The organism is Methylobacterium sp. J-092 (assembly GCF_022829325.1).
GTDB lineage: Bacteria > Pseudomonadota > Alphaproteobacteria > Rhizobiales > Beijerinckiaceae > Methylobacterium.
The window spans coordinates 1-16552 of sequence record NZ_JAKSXU010000115.1 but is presented as its reverse complement, the minus strand read 5'-3'; the positions used below and the strand labels follow the sequence as shown (position 1 = coordinate 16552).

21 protein-coding genes are annotated in these 16552 nt (G+C 72.2%); 11 read left to right on the top strand and 10 right to left on the bottom strand.

What is annotated here, in order from left to right; genetic code table 11:
• Positions 1-81: 81 nt before the first annotated feature.
• The 7 genes from MKK60_RS13240 to MKK60_RS13210 all read right to left on the bottom strand — a co-directional run bounded on the left by MKK60_RS13240 (position 82) and on the right by MKK60_RS13210 (position 5539).
• Entirely contained in the window at positions 82-717 is a 636-nt protein-coding gene (locus MKK60_RS13240) for a hypothetical protein (protein ID WP_243938969.1), read from the bottom strand.
• The gene (locus MKK60_RS13235) at positions 714-1619 is read right to left on the bottom strand and encodes an ABC transporter permease (protein WP_243938967.1); all 906 of its coding nucleotides are present in this window, start codon (positions 1617-1619) and stop codon (positions 714-716) included. The genes MKK60_RS13240 and MKK60_RS13235 overlap by 4 nt, the downstream gene beginning before the upstream one ends.
• Complete coding sequence (locus MKK60_RS13230) at positions 1616-2389, bottom strand: ABC transporter ATP-binding protein (RefSeq protein ID WP_409566140.1); 774 nt, start codon at positions 2387-2389, stop codon at positions 1616-1618. The genes MKK60_RS13235 and MKK60_RS13230 overlap by 4 nt, the downstream gene beginning before the upstream one ends.
• 17 nt (positions 2390-2406) lie before the next feature.
• Entirely contained in the window at positions 2407-2643 is a 237-nt protein-coding gene (locus MKK60_RS13225; protein ID WP_147728365.1) for a hypothetical protein, read from the bottom strand.
• A 14-nt stretch (positions 2644-2657) separates the two neighbouring features.
• Positions 2658-3092, bottom strand: coding sequence for a hypothetical protein (locus MKK60_RS13220; protein ID WP_243986415.1), 435 nt, complete (start codon positions 3090-3092; stop codon positions 2658-2660).
• Positions 3093-3144: 52 nt separating this feature from the next.
• Entirely contained in the window at positions 3145-4128 is a 984-nt protein-coding gene (locus MKK60_RS13215; protein WP_147728361.1) for a YVTN family beta-propeller repeat protein, read from the bottom strand.
• Between the two features lie 160 nt (positions 4129-4288).
• Complete coding sequence (locus MKK60_RS13210) at positions 4289-5539, bottom strand: ABC transporter substrate-binding protein (RefSeq protein WP_243938933.1); 1251 nt, start codon at positions 5537-5539, stop codon at positions 4289-4291.
• 145 nt (positions 5540-5684) lie between these two features.
• Here MKK60_RS13210 and MKK60_RS13205 point away from each other — a divergent pair, with 145 nt between their 5' ends.
• Genes MKK60_RS13205 through MKK60_RS13175 form a run of 7 tightly spaced genes read left to right on the top strand, consistent with a single transcriptional unit; the run spans position 5685 to position 11314 of the window.
• A complete protein-coding gene (locus tag MKK60_RS13205) occupies positions 5685-6236 on the top strand; it encodes a DUF3280 domain-containing protein (RefSeq protein ID WP_243986413.1) in 552 nt (183 codons plus the stop codon).
• Positions 6237-6286: 50 nt separating this feature from the next.
• Positions 6287-7012 (top strand): (5-formylfuran-3-yl)methyl phosphate synthase, encoded by a 726-nt coding sequence (locus tag MKK60_RS13200; RefSeq protein WP_243986411.1) that lies wholly within the window; start codon positions 6287-6289, stop codon positions 7010-7012.
• A 2-nt stretch (positions 7013-7014) separates the two neighbouring features.
• Positions 7015-7593 carry a uridylate kinase gene (locus tag MKK60_RS13195; protein WP_243986473.1) on the top strand — a complete coding sequence of 193 codons (579 nt, stop codon included), beginning with the start codon at positions 7015-7017 and terminating at the stop codon, positions 7591-7593.
• Positions 7590-9155 carry a DUF6513 domain-containing protein gene (locus MKK60_RS13190; protein WP_243938927.1) on the top strand — a complete coding sequence of 522 codons (1566 nt, stop codon included), beginning with the start codon at positions 7590-7592 and terminating at the stop codon, positions 9153-9155. Before MKK60_RS13195 ends, MKK60_RS13190 begins: the two co-directional genes overlap by 4 nt.
• Positions 9156-9159: 4 nt before the next feature.
• Complete coding sequence (locus MKK60_RS13185; RefSeq protein WP_147729340.1) at positions 9160-9783, top strand: DUF447 domain-containing protein; 624 nt, start codon at positions 9160-9162, stop codon at positions 9781-9783.
• Positions 9784-9800: 17 nt separating this feature from the next.
• Positions 9801-10340, top strand: coding sequence for an SRPBCC family protein (locus MKK60_RS13180; RefSeq protein WP_243938988.1), 540 nt, complete (start codon positions 9801-9803; stop codon positions 10338-10340).
• A gap of 32 nt (positions 10341-10372) precedes the next feature.
• Positions 10373-11314, top strand: coding sequence for a YncE family protein (locus MKK60_RS13175; protein ID WP_243986471.1), 942 nt, complete (start codon positions 10373-10375; stop codon positions 11312-11314).
• A 142-nt stretch (positions 11315-11456) separates the two neighbouring features.
• Here MKK60_RS13175 and MKK60_RS13170 read toward each other — a convergent pair whose 3' ends face one another.
• Both MKK60_RS13170 and MKK60_RS13165 read right to left on the bottom strand, forming a co-directional pair.
• A complete protein-coding gene (locus tag MKK60_RS13170) occupies positions 11457-11657 on the bottom strand; it encodes a hypothetical protein (RefSeq protein WP_147729338.1) in 201 nt (66 codons plus the stop codon).
• Positions 11654-12730: a hydantoinase/oxoprolinase family protein gene (locus MKK60_RS13165; protein WP_279603646.1), complete on the bottom strand. Its 1077-nt coding sequence runs from the start codon at positions 12728-12730 to the stop codon at positions 11654-11656. The genes MKK60_RS13170 and MKK60_RS13165 overlap by 4 nt, the downstream gene beginning before the upstream one ends.
• Before the next feature lie 14 nt (positions 12731-12744).
• Between MKK60_RS13165 and MKK60_RS13160 the strand changes: the two genes are divergently transcribed.
• From MKK60_RS13160 to MKK60_RS13145, 4 genes are all read left to right on the top strand, one after another.
• Positions 12745-13464, top strand: a complete 720-nt coding sequence (locus tag MKK60_RS13160) for a HisA/HisF-related TIM barrel protein (protein ID WP_243986408.1) — start codon at positions 12745-12747, stop codon at positions 13462-13464.
• Between the two features lie 73 nt (positions 13465-13537).
• Entirely contained in the window at positions 13538-14140 is a 603-nt protein-coding gene (gene leuD, locus MKK60_RS13155; protein ID WP_147729235.1) for a 3-isopropylmalate dehydratase small subunit, read from the top strand.
• Positions 14141-14248: 108 nt separating this feature from the next.
• Positions 14249-15454, top strand: a complete 1206-nt coding sequence (locus MKK60_RS13150; RefSeq protein WP_243986400.1) for a lytic murein transglycosylase — start codon at positions 14249-14251, stop codon at positions 15452-15454.
• Positions 15451-15834: a RidA family protein gene (locus MKK60_RS13145; RefSeq protein ID WP_147729233.1), complete on the top strand. Its 384-nt coding sequence runs from the start codon at positions 15451-15453 to the stop codon at positions 15832-15834. The genes MKK60_RS13150 and MKK60_RS13145 overlap by 4 nt, the downstream gene beginning before the upstream one ends.
• Before the next feature lie 18 nt (positions 15835-15852).
• Here the strand turns inward: MKK60_RS13145 and MKK60_RS13140 are convergent, their stop codons facing one another.
• On the bottom strand, positions 15853-16155 hold the full coding sequence (locus MKK60_RS13140; RefSeq protein WP_243986399.1) for a hypothetical protein: 303 nt from the start codon (positions 16153-16155) through the stop codon (positions 15853-15855).
• Positions 16156-16552: the final 397 nt, after the last annotated feature.

Sequence of the window (16552 nt, the reverse complement as noted above, 5' to 3'; positions counted from 1 at the left end):
TGTCTCATCAAAGGCTTAGGGAGTGTTCGGCAATGCTGCCCGGGACGATTCGGCAACCCGGCTCCGGGTCGCCGGGCGGCGTCAGAGCCTGGCCTGGATCTTCTTGGCGATCTCGCCGAGGCGCTGCTCCAGGAGCTGCGGCACCTCGCAGACGTAGGTCAGCGACTGGCTGCGCTCCTGGAAGATGCGGCGATCCCAGGCGAACTTGGTCTCGATGTCGGATTGCTCCTTCGAGACCTCGCGGGCGTCGGCCGCGCTCGGGCCGTCCTTGGTCTGGCTGATGGTGTCGGCCTCGTCGCGGATGCGCTCGGCCATGCGGCGCTGTCCCTGCGCGTAGCGCGCGATCCCGCCCATCACCTTGTCGCGCTCGCCGTTGATGACCTCGAACACGCCCGCATAGACGTGGGCGAGGCCCTTGGCCTTGTCGGCCGCCGGCACCTTGGCGACGTAGGCGTCGATCAGCGGATCGACCTCGGTGAGCTCGGTCCGGCGGGAGGCGAGCTTCTGCGCCAGCACCGCGGCGTCGTTGTCGTCGCCCCAGGCGCCGGCGGCGGCGATGTCTGACCCGGTCCAGAACTGGCCGGGGCTCAGGGTCGCGACCTTGCGCTGGACGCAGGGCCAGTCCGGGTCGGTCCTGGGCTGCGCCAGCGCGGGCGCGGCGAGGCCGGCCAGGGCGACGCCGAGGGCGGCGAGGGAGCAGAAGCGGGAAGCGATCATGACGGGTCTCCGGCCGGGCCGCCGCGCCGGGCCATGATGCCGCGGCCGGGATCGTAGGCGACGACGGCGAGGGTGAAGAAGGCGAGGGTCACGCCGAGCACGACCGCGCACGAGACCGGCTCGAACTGCCCGTAGAGGGCGAAGCGCACGAGCTGGACGGCGTGGGTGAAGGGATTGCACTGGCAGATCCAGTACAGCGTCTCCGAGGATTCGCGGAGGCGCCAGAGCGGGTAGAGCGCCGACGAGGCGAAGAACATCGGGAAGATCACGAAGTTCATCACGCTGGCGAAGTTCTCGAGCTGCTTGACCATCGACGACAGCAGCAGGCCGATCGAGCCGAGCATCAGCCCGGCGGCGATGAAGGCCGGCAGGGCCGCGAGGTAGCCGACGGCCGGGATGTCGAGGTCCCAGAACCAGGCGATGGCCAGGAAGGCGTAGGCCTGCACCACCGAGACGGTGACGCCCGCGATCAGCTTGGCGAGCAGCAGCAGCCAGCGCGGATACGGGCTCGTCAGCAGCACCTTCATCGAGCCGACCTCGCGGTCGTAGACCATCGAGAGCGAGGATTGCATGCCGTTGAACAGCTGGATCATCACCGCCAGCCCCGGCACCACGTAGACCTCGTAGAGCACGTAGGTCTGGTACGGCGGCTCGATCGACACGCCGAGGGTGTTGCGGAAGCCCGCCGCGAAGATGAACAGCCATACCAGCGGCCGCACCAGCGCCGAGAAGAACCGCTCCTTCTGGTTGAAGAAGCGCAACAGCTCGCGCCGGACGATGCCGCCGAGGCAGATCAGGTAGCCGACCCCGTCGAGCCGGCCGAGATGGGCGGGCGGGCGCGTCGCGTCCGCCGCCACGGTGCGGGCGTCGACCGCCGTCGGCGTGCCGATGGGCGTGCTCATGCAGCCTCCCTCGCCGGCTTGGCCGGCTCGGCCACGAGCCGGCGGAACGCCTCCTCGAGGGTTTCGTCGGCCCCGCCGATGGTGCCGGCCCGTCCGCGCGCGACGATGCGGCCCCGGTGCAGCACCACCGCGTCGTCCTCCGCCGCGATCTCCTCGAAGATGTGGGTCGCCCACAGCACCGAGAGCCCCTCCTCGCGCACGAGCGCGCGGACGATCGCGACGATGTCGGCCCGCGATTCGAGGTCGAGGCCGACGGTGGGCTCGTCGAGCAGCAGCAGGCTTGGATGGTGGACCAGCGAGCGCGCGATCTCGATGCGGCGCGACTGGCCACCGGAGAGCGTCCGCACCTTGTCGGCGCGCCGGTCCGCCAGCTCGACCCGGTCGAGCAGCACCGCGATCCGCGCCTTGGCGGCCTTGCGCGCGATGCCGTGAAGCGCCGCGTGATAGAGCAGGTTCTGCTCGACGGTGAGGTCGGTGTCCAAGGTCCGTGCCTGGAACACCACGCCGAGGCGGGCGAGCGCGCGCGACGGCTCGCGATCGAGGGCGTGGCCGAAGATCGCGACCCGGCCGTGGCGGTTGTTGTAGAGCCGGGTGATCAGGGAGAACAGCGTGGTCTTGCCGGCGCCGTTGGGCCCGAGCAGCGCCATGAAGCGCCCGCGCTCGACGGTGATCGACACGTCCGACAGCGCCCGGCGCGCGCCGAAGCTGTGGCTGACGTCGGCCACCTCCAGCGCCGGGGCCTCGCCCGCCGGACGCCCGCCCGCACCCATCGCCCGAGCGCCTTCGCTCATCGCCCGAGGACCCTTCTGGCATCGCCGACCGCGTCGAGGCACTCGTCGAACTCGCCCTCGCCCTGCTCGCGCTCGGCCACGCGCAAGGCCTTTTTCAGCTTCGGCAGCGCCGCCTCGGGCGGGTTCTGCGCGAGCGCATCCCTGATCATGGCGATGCCGTCCGCGCAGGCGGCCTTGTCGTCGGCCAGCGCCGGCGTGCTCAAGAGGAGGCTGGCGAGAAGAAGCGTCCGCATCATTCCACCGTGCGTCATTTCACAGTGATCGTGCCGGCGACGCCCTTCGACTCCAGGCCGCGGGCCTCCCAGGTGTACTTGCCCGGCTTGATCGCCACGAACTCGATCGCGATCTCGCCCGGATCGTCGAACTCGAGGTGATCCGGCGGGCCGCCGCCGTGGATCTCCTTGTGCTCGATGACGATCTGGTTCCACCAGATGTAGCGGAAGAACTCGGTCGCGTAGACCTTGTACTCCTGATGGCCCTTGGCGATGATCCGCAGCCGGTAGGCCTTGCCGGATTCGAGCTCGATGTCCTTGTTCTCGACGACGAAGTCGTTGCCCTCCTCGTTGCCGAGGACCAGGTCGGGCAGGGGCTCGCGCTTCTTGGTGAGATCGAGCGCGACGGCCGGGCCGGCCGCCAGGATCGCCGCCAGCCCCAGCGCCGCCCATCGAAGACCTCGTGTCATCCTGTTTCCCCCCCCCCGCGCTGCCGTTCGCGGCAGTCGTGCTTGCGAAAACTCAGTTCGGCGAGATCGCCACGCCCCAGGGCAGCAGGCCGACCGGGATGCTCTTGACCACCTTCTCGGCCGCGACGTCGACCACCGAGACGTCGTTGGAGGTGCCGTTGGTGGAGAACAGCAGCGACTGGTCCGGCGTGAAGGCGAGCTGCCACACCCGCTGGCCCACCGGCAGGTACTTCTGCACGTCGTAGGTCTTGGCATCGATCACCGCGATGCGGTTGGCGGGCCCGAGGGCGACGAAGGCCTTGGTCCCGTCCTGGGTAATGCGGATGCCCACCGGCTGGATCGCCTCGTCGTTCACGCTCGGGATCTTGAAGGTGATCTTCTTCACCACGCGCCGCGCCGCCACGTCGATCACGCTGACCGTGCCGCCGACCTCGGCCGAGACCCAGAGGAACTTGCCGTCCGCCGTGAACTCGGCGAAGCGCGGGCGCGCGTCGACCAGCACGTTGTCGATCACCTGGAAGGTCTTGGTGTCGATGAAGTGGGCCATGTTGGTGGTTTCGGAGGTGTTCACCAGGATCTTGCCGTCCGGCGACAGGCCCATGCCCTCCGGCTCGACGCCGACGGGGACCTCCGCGAGCACCTTGTTCTTCTCGATGTCGATGATCGTGACCTGGCTGTCGTCCTCGTTGGCGACGTAGAGCGGGTTGCCGCTGCGATCGAGGATGAACTGCTCGGGGTCGGGGCCGGAGCGCAGCGAGCGCACCACCTTGCCGGTGGCGGTGTCGAGCACGTCGATGCGGTCGTCGTCGCTGGCGCAGACGAAGACCTCCTTGCCGTCCTTGCTCACGGTGATGCCGCGGGGGCGGCGCCCGACCTTCCAGGTCGCCGTCACCGCCATCGTCGCGGTGTCGATCACGCTGACCGAGTTGCCCTTCTCGTTGGAGACGTAGACCGTGTAGGCCTGCGCCGGCACCGACCCGAGCAGCGCCGCGCCGAGCGCGGCGAGCCCCAACCCTGCTCTCACGCAGCGGTCCATTCGCGATCCTCCCCCTGGCCTGGCGGCAAGCTTGGCACTCTGGCGGTGCCGAAATCCCGACGGACGACAGTGTAGTGCGTTTCGTGCCCGCGGCGAGGGCGACGGAACCGCGCTGCGGACTTCACGCGGCGGAACGCCGTCCTCGTGCGTCCCGGCGCGCTCACTGGAACTTGCAGGTCGTCTCGGGCAGGTCGGTCCCGAGGGTGTCGAGCGGCGTGCGCTGGTGCAGGAAGCCCTGCTCGGGCGCCACCGAGACCAGGGCCTTCGGCTGCACCACGATCAGCGGCTGGCGCAGCTGGTGGTCCCAGGGGCGGAAGCTCAGCGACACGCCCTTGTAGGCGGAGAGGGCGAAGGCCGGGTCGCTCAGGTAGGCGGCCAGCACCGCCGGGTCGGCGGTCTTGCGGTCGGTCTCGGCATTGCTGACGACGCGGATCGCGGCCCAGACCTGGTAGTCCAGCGGACGCATCAGCCGGCCGGAGAGGCGGCGGAAGCGGTTCTGCGCCTGGGCGGCGCCCCAGGTCTCCAGCACCGGCGACCAGGTGGTGGCGACGAGCCCCTGCGTGCCGCCGACGGGCCGCGGGTCGACGGTGCGATAGGGGACGTAGTCGCCCCAGTCGGCCTCCTCGTCGGCCACGATCGCCATGTCGTAGTCGAGCCCGCGGGTGAAGACCATCGCCTCGGCGCGGGTCGGCGTGTCGCCGCGCGCTTTGGCCAGCGGCCCGAAGGTCCAGGGCTTCTCCGCCGTGATCTTGAGAGCGAACTTCCTGGCCGAGTTGCGCATCGCGTCGGCATAGAGCTTGTCCGCGTCGGTCGGGCCGACGATCAGGAACAGCTTCCGCCAGCGCATCACGGTGAGGTACTGCGCCAGCGCGTCGGTCTGCATCGCCCGGCTCGGGGCGACGTGGAACACGTTCCTGCGGCAATCGGCACCGCGCAGGCGGTCGTCGGGGGCCGCCGCGTTCAGCACCACGGCGCCCTTGCCGTCGGCGCGTGCCGCCTCCGAGACGGCGAGCACCTCGTCGGCCGGCAGCGCCAGGACGAGGAAGCGGATGCCCTTGCCGAGCAGCGCCTTCGCCGCGTCGACCGCGCTCGGGCCCCCCTCGGTGAGCGCGATCTCGTCGAGGGCGTAGCTCTGCTTGATGAAGCGGCCGGTGGTGTTGTTGTCGGCGATGGCCATCTTCGCGCCGGCCAGGCCCTCGTCCTCGGGCGCGGCCTCCGCGTCGTAGGAGGACGGCGCGGGCTGCGGCCGGTAGATCAGGCCGACATGGGTGGCGGCCGGTTCCGCGGGCGCGGCCGGCGCGGCGGCGGGCTCCTGGGCTGCCGCCGGGCCGGCCAGCGCCAGGGCGAGCAGCGCCGCAGCACCGAGGGATCGTGCAGGATCGTGCAGGATGGCGTGCAGGGAGGCGTGCATGGGGGCGGGACGTAACAGCATTCCGGGCGCGGACTCAAACGTTAAGCGCGCGCCGATCATTGCCAAAATTCCCCGCCGCGCGACCTTATGCCGGGATGCGGCCGGCGTTGCGGCCGGCGCCGATGCCTCCGACCGGAGTTCCGTCATGATCCTTCGCGGCACGATCTTTCGCGACGGCGCCCTTCGCGCCTGCCGCCTCGCGGTTCCCCTCGCGCTCGCCGCCTGCCCTCCGGGCGCGGCGGCGGCCGAGCCGTCGAAGGCCGCGGTCTTCCCGGTCGAGCTGTTCGATCCGGGCGTCGTCGGCGGCCGCAAGGCCCGGCCCGACGAGGCGCGCAAGCTCGCGCTGGTCACCGACGAGCTGCGCGGCGCGCTCAAGGACAAGGGTGGCCTGGAGCCCGTCGACACCGCGCCGCAGGCGGCCGAGGTGAGCAAGCAGGGGCCGCTCTACAAGTGCGACGGCTGCGCCGCCCCGATCGCCAAGGCCCTGGGTGCGGATCTCGCCGTGACCGGTTATGTGGAGAAGGGGTCGGGCCAGATCTTCAACCTCAACGTCGTCATCGCCGACGCCGCCACCGGCAAGGTGGTGCGCGGCGGGCAGGTGGTGATCCGGGCCGACACCGACGACACCTGGACGCATGCCATGCGCTGGATCGTCAAGAACCGCCTGCTCGCCGAGCCCCTGCCCGGCAAGTCGTGATGTCGTCCGGCGCCCGCGCCGCCCCCGAGCCGTCCCCGTTCAGGTCGCCCGTGTCCGAGTCCGCACCTCCGTTTCCGACAAATCCCCTCCCCCGCCTCCTCGTCAGCGTCCGCGACGCCGCCGAGGCCGAGGCCGCGATCCGCGCCGGGGCCGACCTGATCGACGCCAAGGACCCGGAGAACGGGGCGCTCGGCGCCCTCCCCCCGGAGACCGTCCGCGCCATCGTCGCGCGCACCGCCGGCCGCGCCGCCACGAGCGCGGTCGCCGGCGAGCCGGCGGCGGCGGAGCGGCAGGCCGCGATCCGCGCCATGGCGGAGACCGGGGTCGGCTGGGTCAAGGTCGCGGTCCGCCCCGACTGGCTCGCTGATCCCGCCTCCCTTCGCGCAGCCGGCGCGGCCGCGCCCGGCCGACTCGTCGCCGTGCTGTTCGCCGAGGACGACCCCGCGCCGGACTGCGCGCCGCGGCTCGCGGCGGCGGGCTTCATCGGCGCGATGATCGACACGGCGGTCAAGGACGGGCGCCGCCTGCCCGGCCTGATCGACGGGGCGCGCCTGGCCGCTTTCACCGCCGCGGCCCGTGCCGCCGGGCTGCTGTCGGGGCTCGCCGGGTCGCTGCGCGTCGACGACATCCTCGGCCTCGCCGCCCACCGCCCGGACTATCTCGGCTTCCGCGGCGGCCTCTGCCGCGACGGCGACCGCCGCAACGCCCTCGACGCGCAGCGGATCGCCGAGGCCGTGCGGGCGCTCCGCCGGCCGGCCGCGCGAGACGCGGCGTGAGCGTGCACACCATCGTCAAGGTCGGCGGCAGCCTCCGCGCCGACCCGGCGCGCCTGCAAGCGCTGCTCGCCGCACTCGCCGACGGCGCGTTCGGCCCGTGCCTCGTCGTGCCGGGCGGCGGCGCCTTCGCCGACGCGGTGCGGCTCGACCAGGCGCGTCTCGGCTTCGACGACGCGGAGGCGCATCGCCGCGCGCTCGATGCGATGAGCCGGATGGCGGGGTATTTCCACGCCATCGAGCCGCGCCTCCTTCCCTTCCCCCTCCCCCGCAAGGGGGGGAGGGAGAGTGCCGTATCGGCTATCTGGGACCCCATCGCCCTCCGCGCCGGCCATCCGGACATCCCGGAATCCTGGGACGTGACCTCCGACAGCCTCGCGCTCTGGGCGGCGACGCGGATCGAGGCCGCCCGCTGCATCCTGGTGAAGTCCGCCGACGCCCCGGCGGGCGCCGACGCGTGCGACCTCGCCCGGATCGGCCTCGTGGATGCCGCGTTCCCGGCCTTCGCCGGCCGCTACCGCGGCGCGGTCTCGATCCTCGGCCCCGCCGGCGCGCGGCCGGTCCACGCGCGGGCCGCCGCATGAGCGCCGCGCCCGAGCACCTGGTCTTCGTCACCGGCAAGCTCGCCCGCGCGCGGCTGGAGAAGGTCGCGAGCGCCCTGCCCCCGGAGCGGTTCGCCTGGAGCATCGCCGATTCCGGGGTGAAGGTCGCCGCGCTGATGACCGAGGAGATCATCAAGCGCCGCGTCACCCTGCCCGAGGGCGCCACCCGCATCATCCTGCCCGGGCGCTGCCGGGCGAACCCGGAGGCCTTGGCCGCGCATTTCGGCCTGCCGGTCGAGCGCGGCCCCGACGAGATCGTCGACCTGCCGGCCCATCTCGGGCTCGCCGGCCGCAAGGTCGACCTGTCGCGCCACGACCTGCGCATCTTCTCCGAGATCGTCGACGCCTCGAAGATGACGGCCGCCGAGGTGGTGGCCAAGGGCCTGGACCTGGCGCGCCGGGGCGCCGACGTGATCGACCTCGGCGGCCTGCCGGACACCGATTTCCCGCATCTCGAGGATTGCGTGCGCGGGCTGAAGGCGCAGGGCCTCAAGGTCAGCGTCGATTCCTTCTCGATCGACGAGCTGCGCCGGGGGGCGGCCGCCGGGGCCGACTTCCTGCTCAGCCTCAACGAGGAGACGCTGGACCTCGCCTTCGAGACGGATGCGGTGCCGATCCTGGTGCCGATGCGGCCCGACGACCTGCCCTCCCTCGACCGCGCGATCGCGCGGATGGTGGAGGCGGGGCGCCCGTTCATCGCCGACCCGATCCTCGAGCCGATCCATTTCGGCTTCGTCGACTCGATCGCGCGCTACCGCGCCACCCGCGCGCGCTGGCCCGACATCGCGATAATGATGGGCACCGGCAACCTCACGGAGCTGACGGAGGCCGACAGCCTTGGGATCACCGCGCTCCTCGTCGGGATGTGCTCGGAGCTGTCGATCGGCAATGTCCTGATCGTGCAGGTCTCGAACCACACCCGCCGCACGGTCGAGGAACACGATGCCGCGAGGCGGGTGATGTTCGCGGCCAAGGCCGACGCCGCGCTGCCGAAGGGCTACGGCCGGGCACTTCTGGCACTTCACGACAAGCGTCCCTTCGTGCAAACGCCCGACGAGATCGCGGCCCTGGCGGCGCAGGTCCGCGACCCGAACTACCGGATCGCGGTCGCCGAGGACGGGATCCACCTCTACAACCGCGACGTCCACAAGGTCGGCACCGACGCGATGGCCTTCTTCACCGACCTCGACGTCGCCAGCGACGGCGCCCACGCGTTCTACCTCGGGGGCGAGCTGACCAAGGCCGAGACCGCGTGGCGCTTAGGCAAGCGCTACGTGCAGGACGAGCCGCTCGACTGGGCCTGCGCCGCCGACGCCGAGGTCGAGGACACCACCGCCTTCAAGAAGGCCGGCCATACCAAGCATTCCGGCCCGGACGCGCCGCAGGGCGCGCGCGACGCGCAGGTTCCGGCCGAGGCCGGCGCCTCGGCGCCCCGCACCATCGCGCCGGACGCGGCCGCGGCCGAGGCGTCGGTGTCGGAAACGCCCCGGGCGCCCGCGCAAAAGCTCGTCTGCGGCAAGCTCGTGCCGGCCGGGGAGGCCTGAGCCGGTGCCGCTGATCCTCGAGACGATCGTCACGACGCTCTCGCGAGAGGGCGCCCTGCACCTCGTGCCCTTCGGCCTGATCGCGGAGGGCGACGACTACGTGCTGGCGCCGTTCCGGCCCTCGCCGACGATCCTCAACCTCGAGGCCAACCCCTGCTTCTGCGCCTCGAGCCCGCGCGACGTGCGGGTGATCGCCGGCGCGGTCACCGGGCGCCGGGACTGGCCGACGGTGGCGTGCGACCGCATCCCGGGCCGGCGCCTCGCCGACAGCTTCGGCCACGCCGAGTTCGAGGTCGCGGCGGTCGAGGCCGACCCGACTCGGCCGCGCTACCGCGGGCGCCAGGTCCACGCGGCGGCGCACGCCCCGTTCATCGGCTACAACCGGGCGCAGGCCGCGGTGCTGGAGGCGGCGATCCTCTCGACGCGGCTCCACATGCTGACGCCCGACAAGGTCATGGCCGAGATGCGCTATCTCGCCATCGCGATATCCAAGACGGCCGGCCCGCGCGAGCGGGAGGCCTGGGACTGGATCGAGGACAAGGTCGCCGCCCATCTCGGGACGGACGGCCGCATCCTCGCCGACACCGCCGCCGCACGAGACGGCGGATCAGGAGTGACACCCCCATGAGGATCGAGCTGCCCATGATGAGAAGACTGGCCCTCACGAGCGCCGTGGTGATCGCCGCGGTGGCGGCGACCACGGCCCAGGCCCACGGCCCGACCCGCAAGAAGGTCGAGGAGACCGTCGAGATCAACGCCAGCCCGGACAAGGTCTGGAAGGTGATCGGCAACTTCCAGGACATGAGCTGGCTGCCGCTGGTCGAGAAGACCGAGGGCAAGGAGGGCAACACCCCCGACAAGGCCACCCGCGTCCTCACGCTCAAGGGCGGCGCCACCGTCGAGGAGAGCCTGTACAAGTACTCCGCCGAAAAGATGAGCTACTCGTACCGGATCACCAAGGTCGACGTGAAGACCCTGCCGGTGAACGATTACTCGTCCACGCTCAAGGTAGAGGCGGACGGCGACGGCAAGTCGAAGGTGTCGTGGGACGGCGCGTTCTACCGCGGCTACATGAACAACGATCCGCCGCCCGAGCTGAACGACGAGGCCTCGCAGAAGGCCGTGCGCGGCCTCTACCGCACCGGTCTCGACGCGCTGAAGGCGCAGGTCGAGAAGGGCTCTTGAGCCGTTCGATCACATCGCGACGCGGAGGCCGGCTGCGCGCCGGCCTCTCGCTCGCCCTCGCCCTGTGGCTCGTGCCGCTCGCCGCGCGCGCCGCCGAGGCGGTGGTCACGGTGCAGGGCGACAACGCCGTCGACGTGATCGATCTCGAGGCCGGCACGATCCTGCAGCGCATCCCCGTCGCCGGCTCGCCCGCCGGCATCGCGCTCTCCCCCGATCGCAGGACCGCCTACGTGACCTGCCCCGACGCGCCGGGCATCGCCGTCGTCGACCTGACCGCGCGCAAGGTCGCGCAGGTGCTGGCCCTTCCGGGCGGCCCGCTCGGCATCGCGGCGAATCCGAGGAGCGGCGCCGTCTACGTCGCCGACTGGTACGCCAAGCGGGTGTTCGTGCTGGTGCCGGGTGAGGCGGGCCTCAGGCTCGACGGCGAGATCGCGGTCGGGGCCTCGCCGTCGGGCATCGCGGTGACGCCGGACGGCGCGACGCTGCTGGTGGCCAACCGCGAGGCGGACACGGTCTCGGTGGTCGACGCCGCGACCCGCCGCGAGACCGGGACGATCGCCGTCGGCCATCATCCCTTCGGCATCACCCTCGATGCGCAAGCCAAGCGCGCCTACACCGCCAACGTCACCGGCGACGACGTGTCGGTGATCGACCTCGCCGCGGCGCGCGAGGTCGGCCGAGTGAAGACCGGCCAGCGCCCCTACGTGATCGCCCTGACGGGGGAGCGCGGCTTCGTCACCGACCAGTATTCCGGCACCGTCACGGTGTTCGATCCTGCCACCCTCGCCCCCGTGGCCCGGATCGAAGTCGGCGACCACCCCGAGGGCATCGCCGCCACCGCTGACGGGCGCTCGGTGATCGTCGCCAACTGGGGCTCGAACACGCTCTCGGTCATCGACGCGCGGACGCTGACGGTGACCCGCGAGATCAAGACCGACGACAGCCCGCGGGCGTTCGGGGATTTTCTGCGCTGACGTCGCGCCGGGCGGAAGCCTGACGTGGCGCGGGTCCCTTCCCCCAGGGGGAGGACAGGATGAGGGGCGTGCGTTTTCCGAAGCGGTCACGCCCCTCACCCCAACCCTCTCCCCATGGAAGAGGGCGTGGTCCCGCGGTCGATCACGCCGCCTCGGGCGGCTCGCCGTCCTCCGGGCCCTCCGGCGCGTGCAGCATGTCCTCCAGCTCGTCGATCAGCCGGTCGATCTGGTCGGGCGTCGCCAGCACCTTGACGGTCTCGCCGTCCTCGGTGGCGAGCGCGAGCTCGATATGCGGGCCGACCCGGGCGGTGAGGACGCGGGCGAGGATTTTCAGGGCGCTCATCGGTCTTCCTTCGAAACCAGCGTGTCGGCGGAGAGCAGCGCGACGGCGAGCGCCGGGCCGCAGGTGGAGGCCCAGTCTGGCCGGCCGGCGATGCGATCCGCCAGCACCTCGGTGAAGGGCAGGCAGCGCCGGCCGAGGCGCCGGGCGAGGGCGTCGGCCAGGAAGGCGCCCGCGCCGCAGGCGATCACGGGGGCCGCGGCCGGGATGTCGGGGCGCGAGAGCAGGGTGGCGGCCGCGTCGTGGAGCAGGCGCAGCTGCGCCTCGGCGAAGTGGCCGGCAAGCGCCCGCCAGTCCTCGTCCGTCCCCTCCCCGCGGTCGCGGCCGATCATCCGGGCGAGCCGCGTCTCGCTTTCGGGCACCGACTTGCCCTTGCCGTCGCCGCTCGCCTGCTGGTCGGCGCCCTCGGGAAGGTCGCCGGTGATGCGGTGGACGTCGGCCGCGTGCGCGAAGGTCTCGGACATCAGCCGGGTGCGGCGGCCCCGGAACGGCGCATGGTCGGAAAGCGCCAGCAGCGGCGTGCGCACGACGCCGGTATAGACGAGCTCCCCCGTCTCCAGCCGCTCGGCGTCGCTGTAGCCGGCGGCGGCGGCGCGGCCTCCGACGATCGGGATCAGGTCGGCGGTGGTCGAGCCGACGTCGACGAGCAGCGCGTCGGGCACGTGCCGCCCGAGCAGGGCCGCGGTGGCGTGCCAGTTCGCCGAGGCGATCTCCGCGGCGTTCGGCTCCGCATCCCGCGGCGCGACGAAGCCGGCGCGCCCGGCATAGATTGCGACCTCGCCGGCCAGGTGCGTCGCCGCCCAGCCCGCGAGCTGCGCGACGCCGTCCGTCCGGTCGGCGAAGCAGTCGGTGAGCTCGCCGGTCATCGTCACGGCGTGCGCCGCCTCCCCCCGCGCCCAGTCGGGCAGCCCGGCGAAGGTGGCGTCGAGGGCGGGCAGCCCGCGCCAGAGCGGGCACGGCGCCTGCACCACCGCGCGGACGATGCCGCCCTCGACCAGCGCCGCCTTGACGTGCACCCCGCCGAGATCCCATCCGATCGTCCTGGCAGGGCGGGGAAGCGGATGCGCGGCGGGCAAGGGCGATCTCACTGATGGGCGACGCAGAGGGCGAGGGCGCGACGACGCCGTTCGCGGTGATTCCGGTGATCGACCTGCGCCACGGGCGGGTGGTGCGGGCACGCGCCGGCGAGCGACAGAGCTATGCCCCGATCGAGACCCCGTTGGCAAAGGGCTCGGCGCCGGCCGACATCGCCCGCGGCCTCCTCGCCGCGGTCCCGGCGCGGACGCTCTACGTCGCCGACCTCGACGCGATCGTCGATCGTGCCCCGCCCGACCTCGGGGCGCTGGCGGCGATCGCGCGGGCCTGCCCCGGCATCGGCCTCTGGGTCGATGCGGGCTTCGCAGAGGCGGCGACGGTCGAGGCCTTCCTCGCCGCCGGGCTCGGCCGCCCCGTGATCGGCAGCGAGAGCCAGGCCGACGAGGGCCTCGTCGTCCGCCTCGGCGACCGGGCCGTGCTCTCGCTCGACAGCCGCGGCGCGAGCCGGCTCGGGCCGCCCGGCCTGCATGCGGATGCCCGCCACTGGCCGCCGGAGGTGATCGTGATGACGCTTGCCCGCATCGGCGTCGGATCGGGGCCGGACCTCGCCGGGCTGGAAGCTGCCGCGCGCCTGGCCCCCGGCCGCCGGATCTACGCCGCCGGCGGCGTGCGCGGCCCGGACGACCTCGTCGCGCTCCGTCGCGCCGGGGTCGCGGGCGCCCTGGTCGCGTCGGCGATCCATGACGGCACCCTCCGCGCCGGGGACCTGCCCTGAACCTTCCGGCCGTGGCACGCCGCTGCTAGGGTGTCGGCAGGCACCGAGCGAAACGCGACAGACGGCAAGACCAATGGAAAAATTCACCACCCTGGAGGGCGTCGCGGCGCCCATGCGGATCATCAACGTCGACACCGACCGGATCATCCCGAAGCAGTACCTCAAGACGATCAAGCGCACCGGCCTCGGCAAGGGGCTGTTCGCCGAGATGCGCTACCGGGACGACGGCTCGGAGAACCCGGACTTCGTGCTCAACCAGCCGGCCTACCGCAACGCCAGGATCCTGGTGGCGGGCGACAATTTCGGCTGCGGCTCGTCGCGCGAGCACGCGCCCTGGGCGCTGACCGATTTCGGCATCCGCTGCGTGATCTCGACGAGCTTCGCCGACATCTTCTTCAACAACTGCGCCAAGAACGGCATCCTGGCGATCGTGGTCTCTCCGGAAGACCTCGAGAAGCTGTTCGAGGATGCCGAGCGCGGCGCCAACGCCACCCTCTCGGTCGACCTCGAAGCGCAGACCATCCGGGGCCCGGACGGCGGCACGCTGCACTTCGACATCGATCCCGGCCGCAAGGAGAGCCTGCTCAACGGCCTCGACGAGATCGGCCTGACCCTCAAGCGCGCCCCGAAGATCGACGCCTACGAGGACAAGCTGGCCGCGCGCGGCTGGGCGTGAGCGCGGCCGGACCGCGGGGGAGCGTCCGCACCGCGATCCGGCCTTAAGCCTGCGTTAACCGTTCCCTCATCAGGCTCCGGCGCCCCGGACACCATGCGAGCTACGACGATGCGGCGAGACTCCTGGCAGCGATCCTCCCGCAGGCCGATCCTGCCGTGGCTCGCCCTCGCCTGCCTCACGGCGACCGGCGCGCGGGCCGACTTCCAGTCCTGCCTCGCCGGCCTGCAGCAGCAGGCGGCGGCGCAGGGCGTGTCGGCGCAGGCGTTCCGCAGCGCCACCGACGGGATCAGCTTCGACGACAAGGTGATCGAGCTCTCCCAGGCGCAGCCCGAGTTCAAGACGCCGATCTGGGACTACATGGCGGCCCTGGTCGACGACGAGCGCGTCGACGACGGCAAGGCGGCGATGCGCCAGTACGGGCAGGCCCTGGCGCAGGCCGAGGCCCGCTACGGCGTCGACCGCTTCACCATCGCCGCGGTCTGGGGCGTGGAATCGAACTTCGGCAAGAACCTCGGCAAGATGCCGCTGGTGCAGTCGCTGGCGACGCTGGCCTGCTCCGGCAACCGCCGCCGCGACTTCTTCCGCGGCGAGCTGATGGCGACGCTGAAGATCATCGACCGCGGCGACATCGAGCCCGGCCGCCTTACCGGCTCCTGGGCCGGCGCCTTCGGCCAGACCCAGTTCATGCCGACGACCTACCAGCGCCTCGCCGTCGACCTCGACGGCGACGGCCGCCGCGACGTGGTCGACTCGGTGCCCGATGCCGTCGGCTCGACCGCGAACTTCCTGCACGTCGCGAAGTGGTCGAACGGCCAGGGCTGGGGCTACGAGGTCAAGCTGCCGGCCGGCTTCAACGCCGGTGCCGCGGGGCGGAAGAACAAGAAGACGGTCGGCCACTGGGCCGCGCTCGGCGTCAAGCGCATCGACGGGCGCCCGCTCTCGGCCGAGGGTCCCGTCGGCATCATGATCCCGGCCGGGATCGAGGGGCCCGCCTTCCTCGTCACCAGGAACTTCGACGCGATCTACTCCTACAACGCCGCCGAATCCTACGGGCTCGCCATCGCCGTGCTCTCCGACCGCCTGCGCGGCCGGCCCGGCATCCAGGCGGAGTGGCCGACCGACGACCCGCCGCTGTCGCGGGCCGAGCGCCGCGACCTCCAGGCCCGGCTGACGGCGCGCGGCTACGACGTCGGCGAGCCGGACGGCAAGGTCGGCGCCAAGACCCGCGACGCGATCAAGGAGATCGAGCGCAGCCTCGGCATGCCGCAGACCGGCCGTCCGGGCGCGAAGGTGCTGGAAGCGTTGCGCCGGTGAGCCGGCGCCTGATCGGCTCGGGCTCGCCGTTCGAGGCCGCCTACGGCTATTCGCGCGCGGTCGTGACGGGCGGCTTCGTGTTCGTCGCCGGCACCACCGGCTACGATGACGCGACGATGACGATGCCGGAGGAGGCCGCGGCGCAGGCCGAGGCGTGCTGGCGCACCATCGCATCGGTGCTCGCCGAGGCCGGATCCGGCCTGGAGCGCATCGTGCGAGCGACCTACTACGTCACCGATCGGGCGGATGCCGAGGCGGTGCTCGCGGTCTGCGGCCGCGTGCTGGCCCAGGTCCGGCCGGCCGCGACGCTCCTCGTCGTCGCCGGCCTGCTGCGCCCCGAGATGAAGCTCGAGATCGAGGTCACGGCGACCTTAGGGTGAGACGGTTGCGCCGCCCGATCAGTAGGGCGTCCCGTAATACGGCCGGCGGACCGGGCGGTAGCGGTCCAGGACGGGACGGCCATAGCCGTCGCCGTACGCCCCGAGATAGGGATCGAGCCGCGGATCGCGGTAGTTGCCGTTGTTGACGCCGGCCGAGCGGTCGTTGCCGTTCAGTGCCGCGTAGGGCGAGAGGCCGCTGCCGCTGTCGCTGCCACCGCCTCCACCGCCGCCGCGCGCGAGCACGGCGCCGGTCGAGCCGATTATGAGGCCTGCCGCCAGCACGGCCCGAACCGTCTTCCGCGTCGTCGTCTTGACTGCCATCGTCGCCTCCCGATCTCGCTGCGTGCCGGATCCAGGCGAAAAACCGGTCGCGGCGACGCGAGGTTCCCGAGGGCCGGGGGCGGCGAAAGCGCCGACCTTTGCTCCGCTACCGGTCGTCGACGCGGCAGGGCCCGTCGCCCGGGACTCGAGCAGACCCCGATGCCCCCCGGCGGCGACGGCGGGACGAGATGGCGTCGGGGCGAGCCGATGGCTCAGCCCGGCCACCGGAGCCTGCGCCGGACGACGCCTAGTGCCGGTAGCGTTCGGCGAGGGCCATGAGGGCTCCTGCGAGCTCGGTGAGGTTGGCCGAGGCCGCCTCGACCTCGCGGGTGCCGGCGGCGGTCTGCTGGCTCGCCTGGCGGATGTTCTGCAGGGCGCCCATCACCTGCTCGATGCC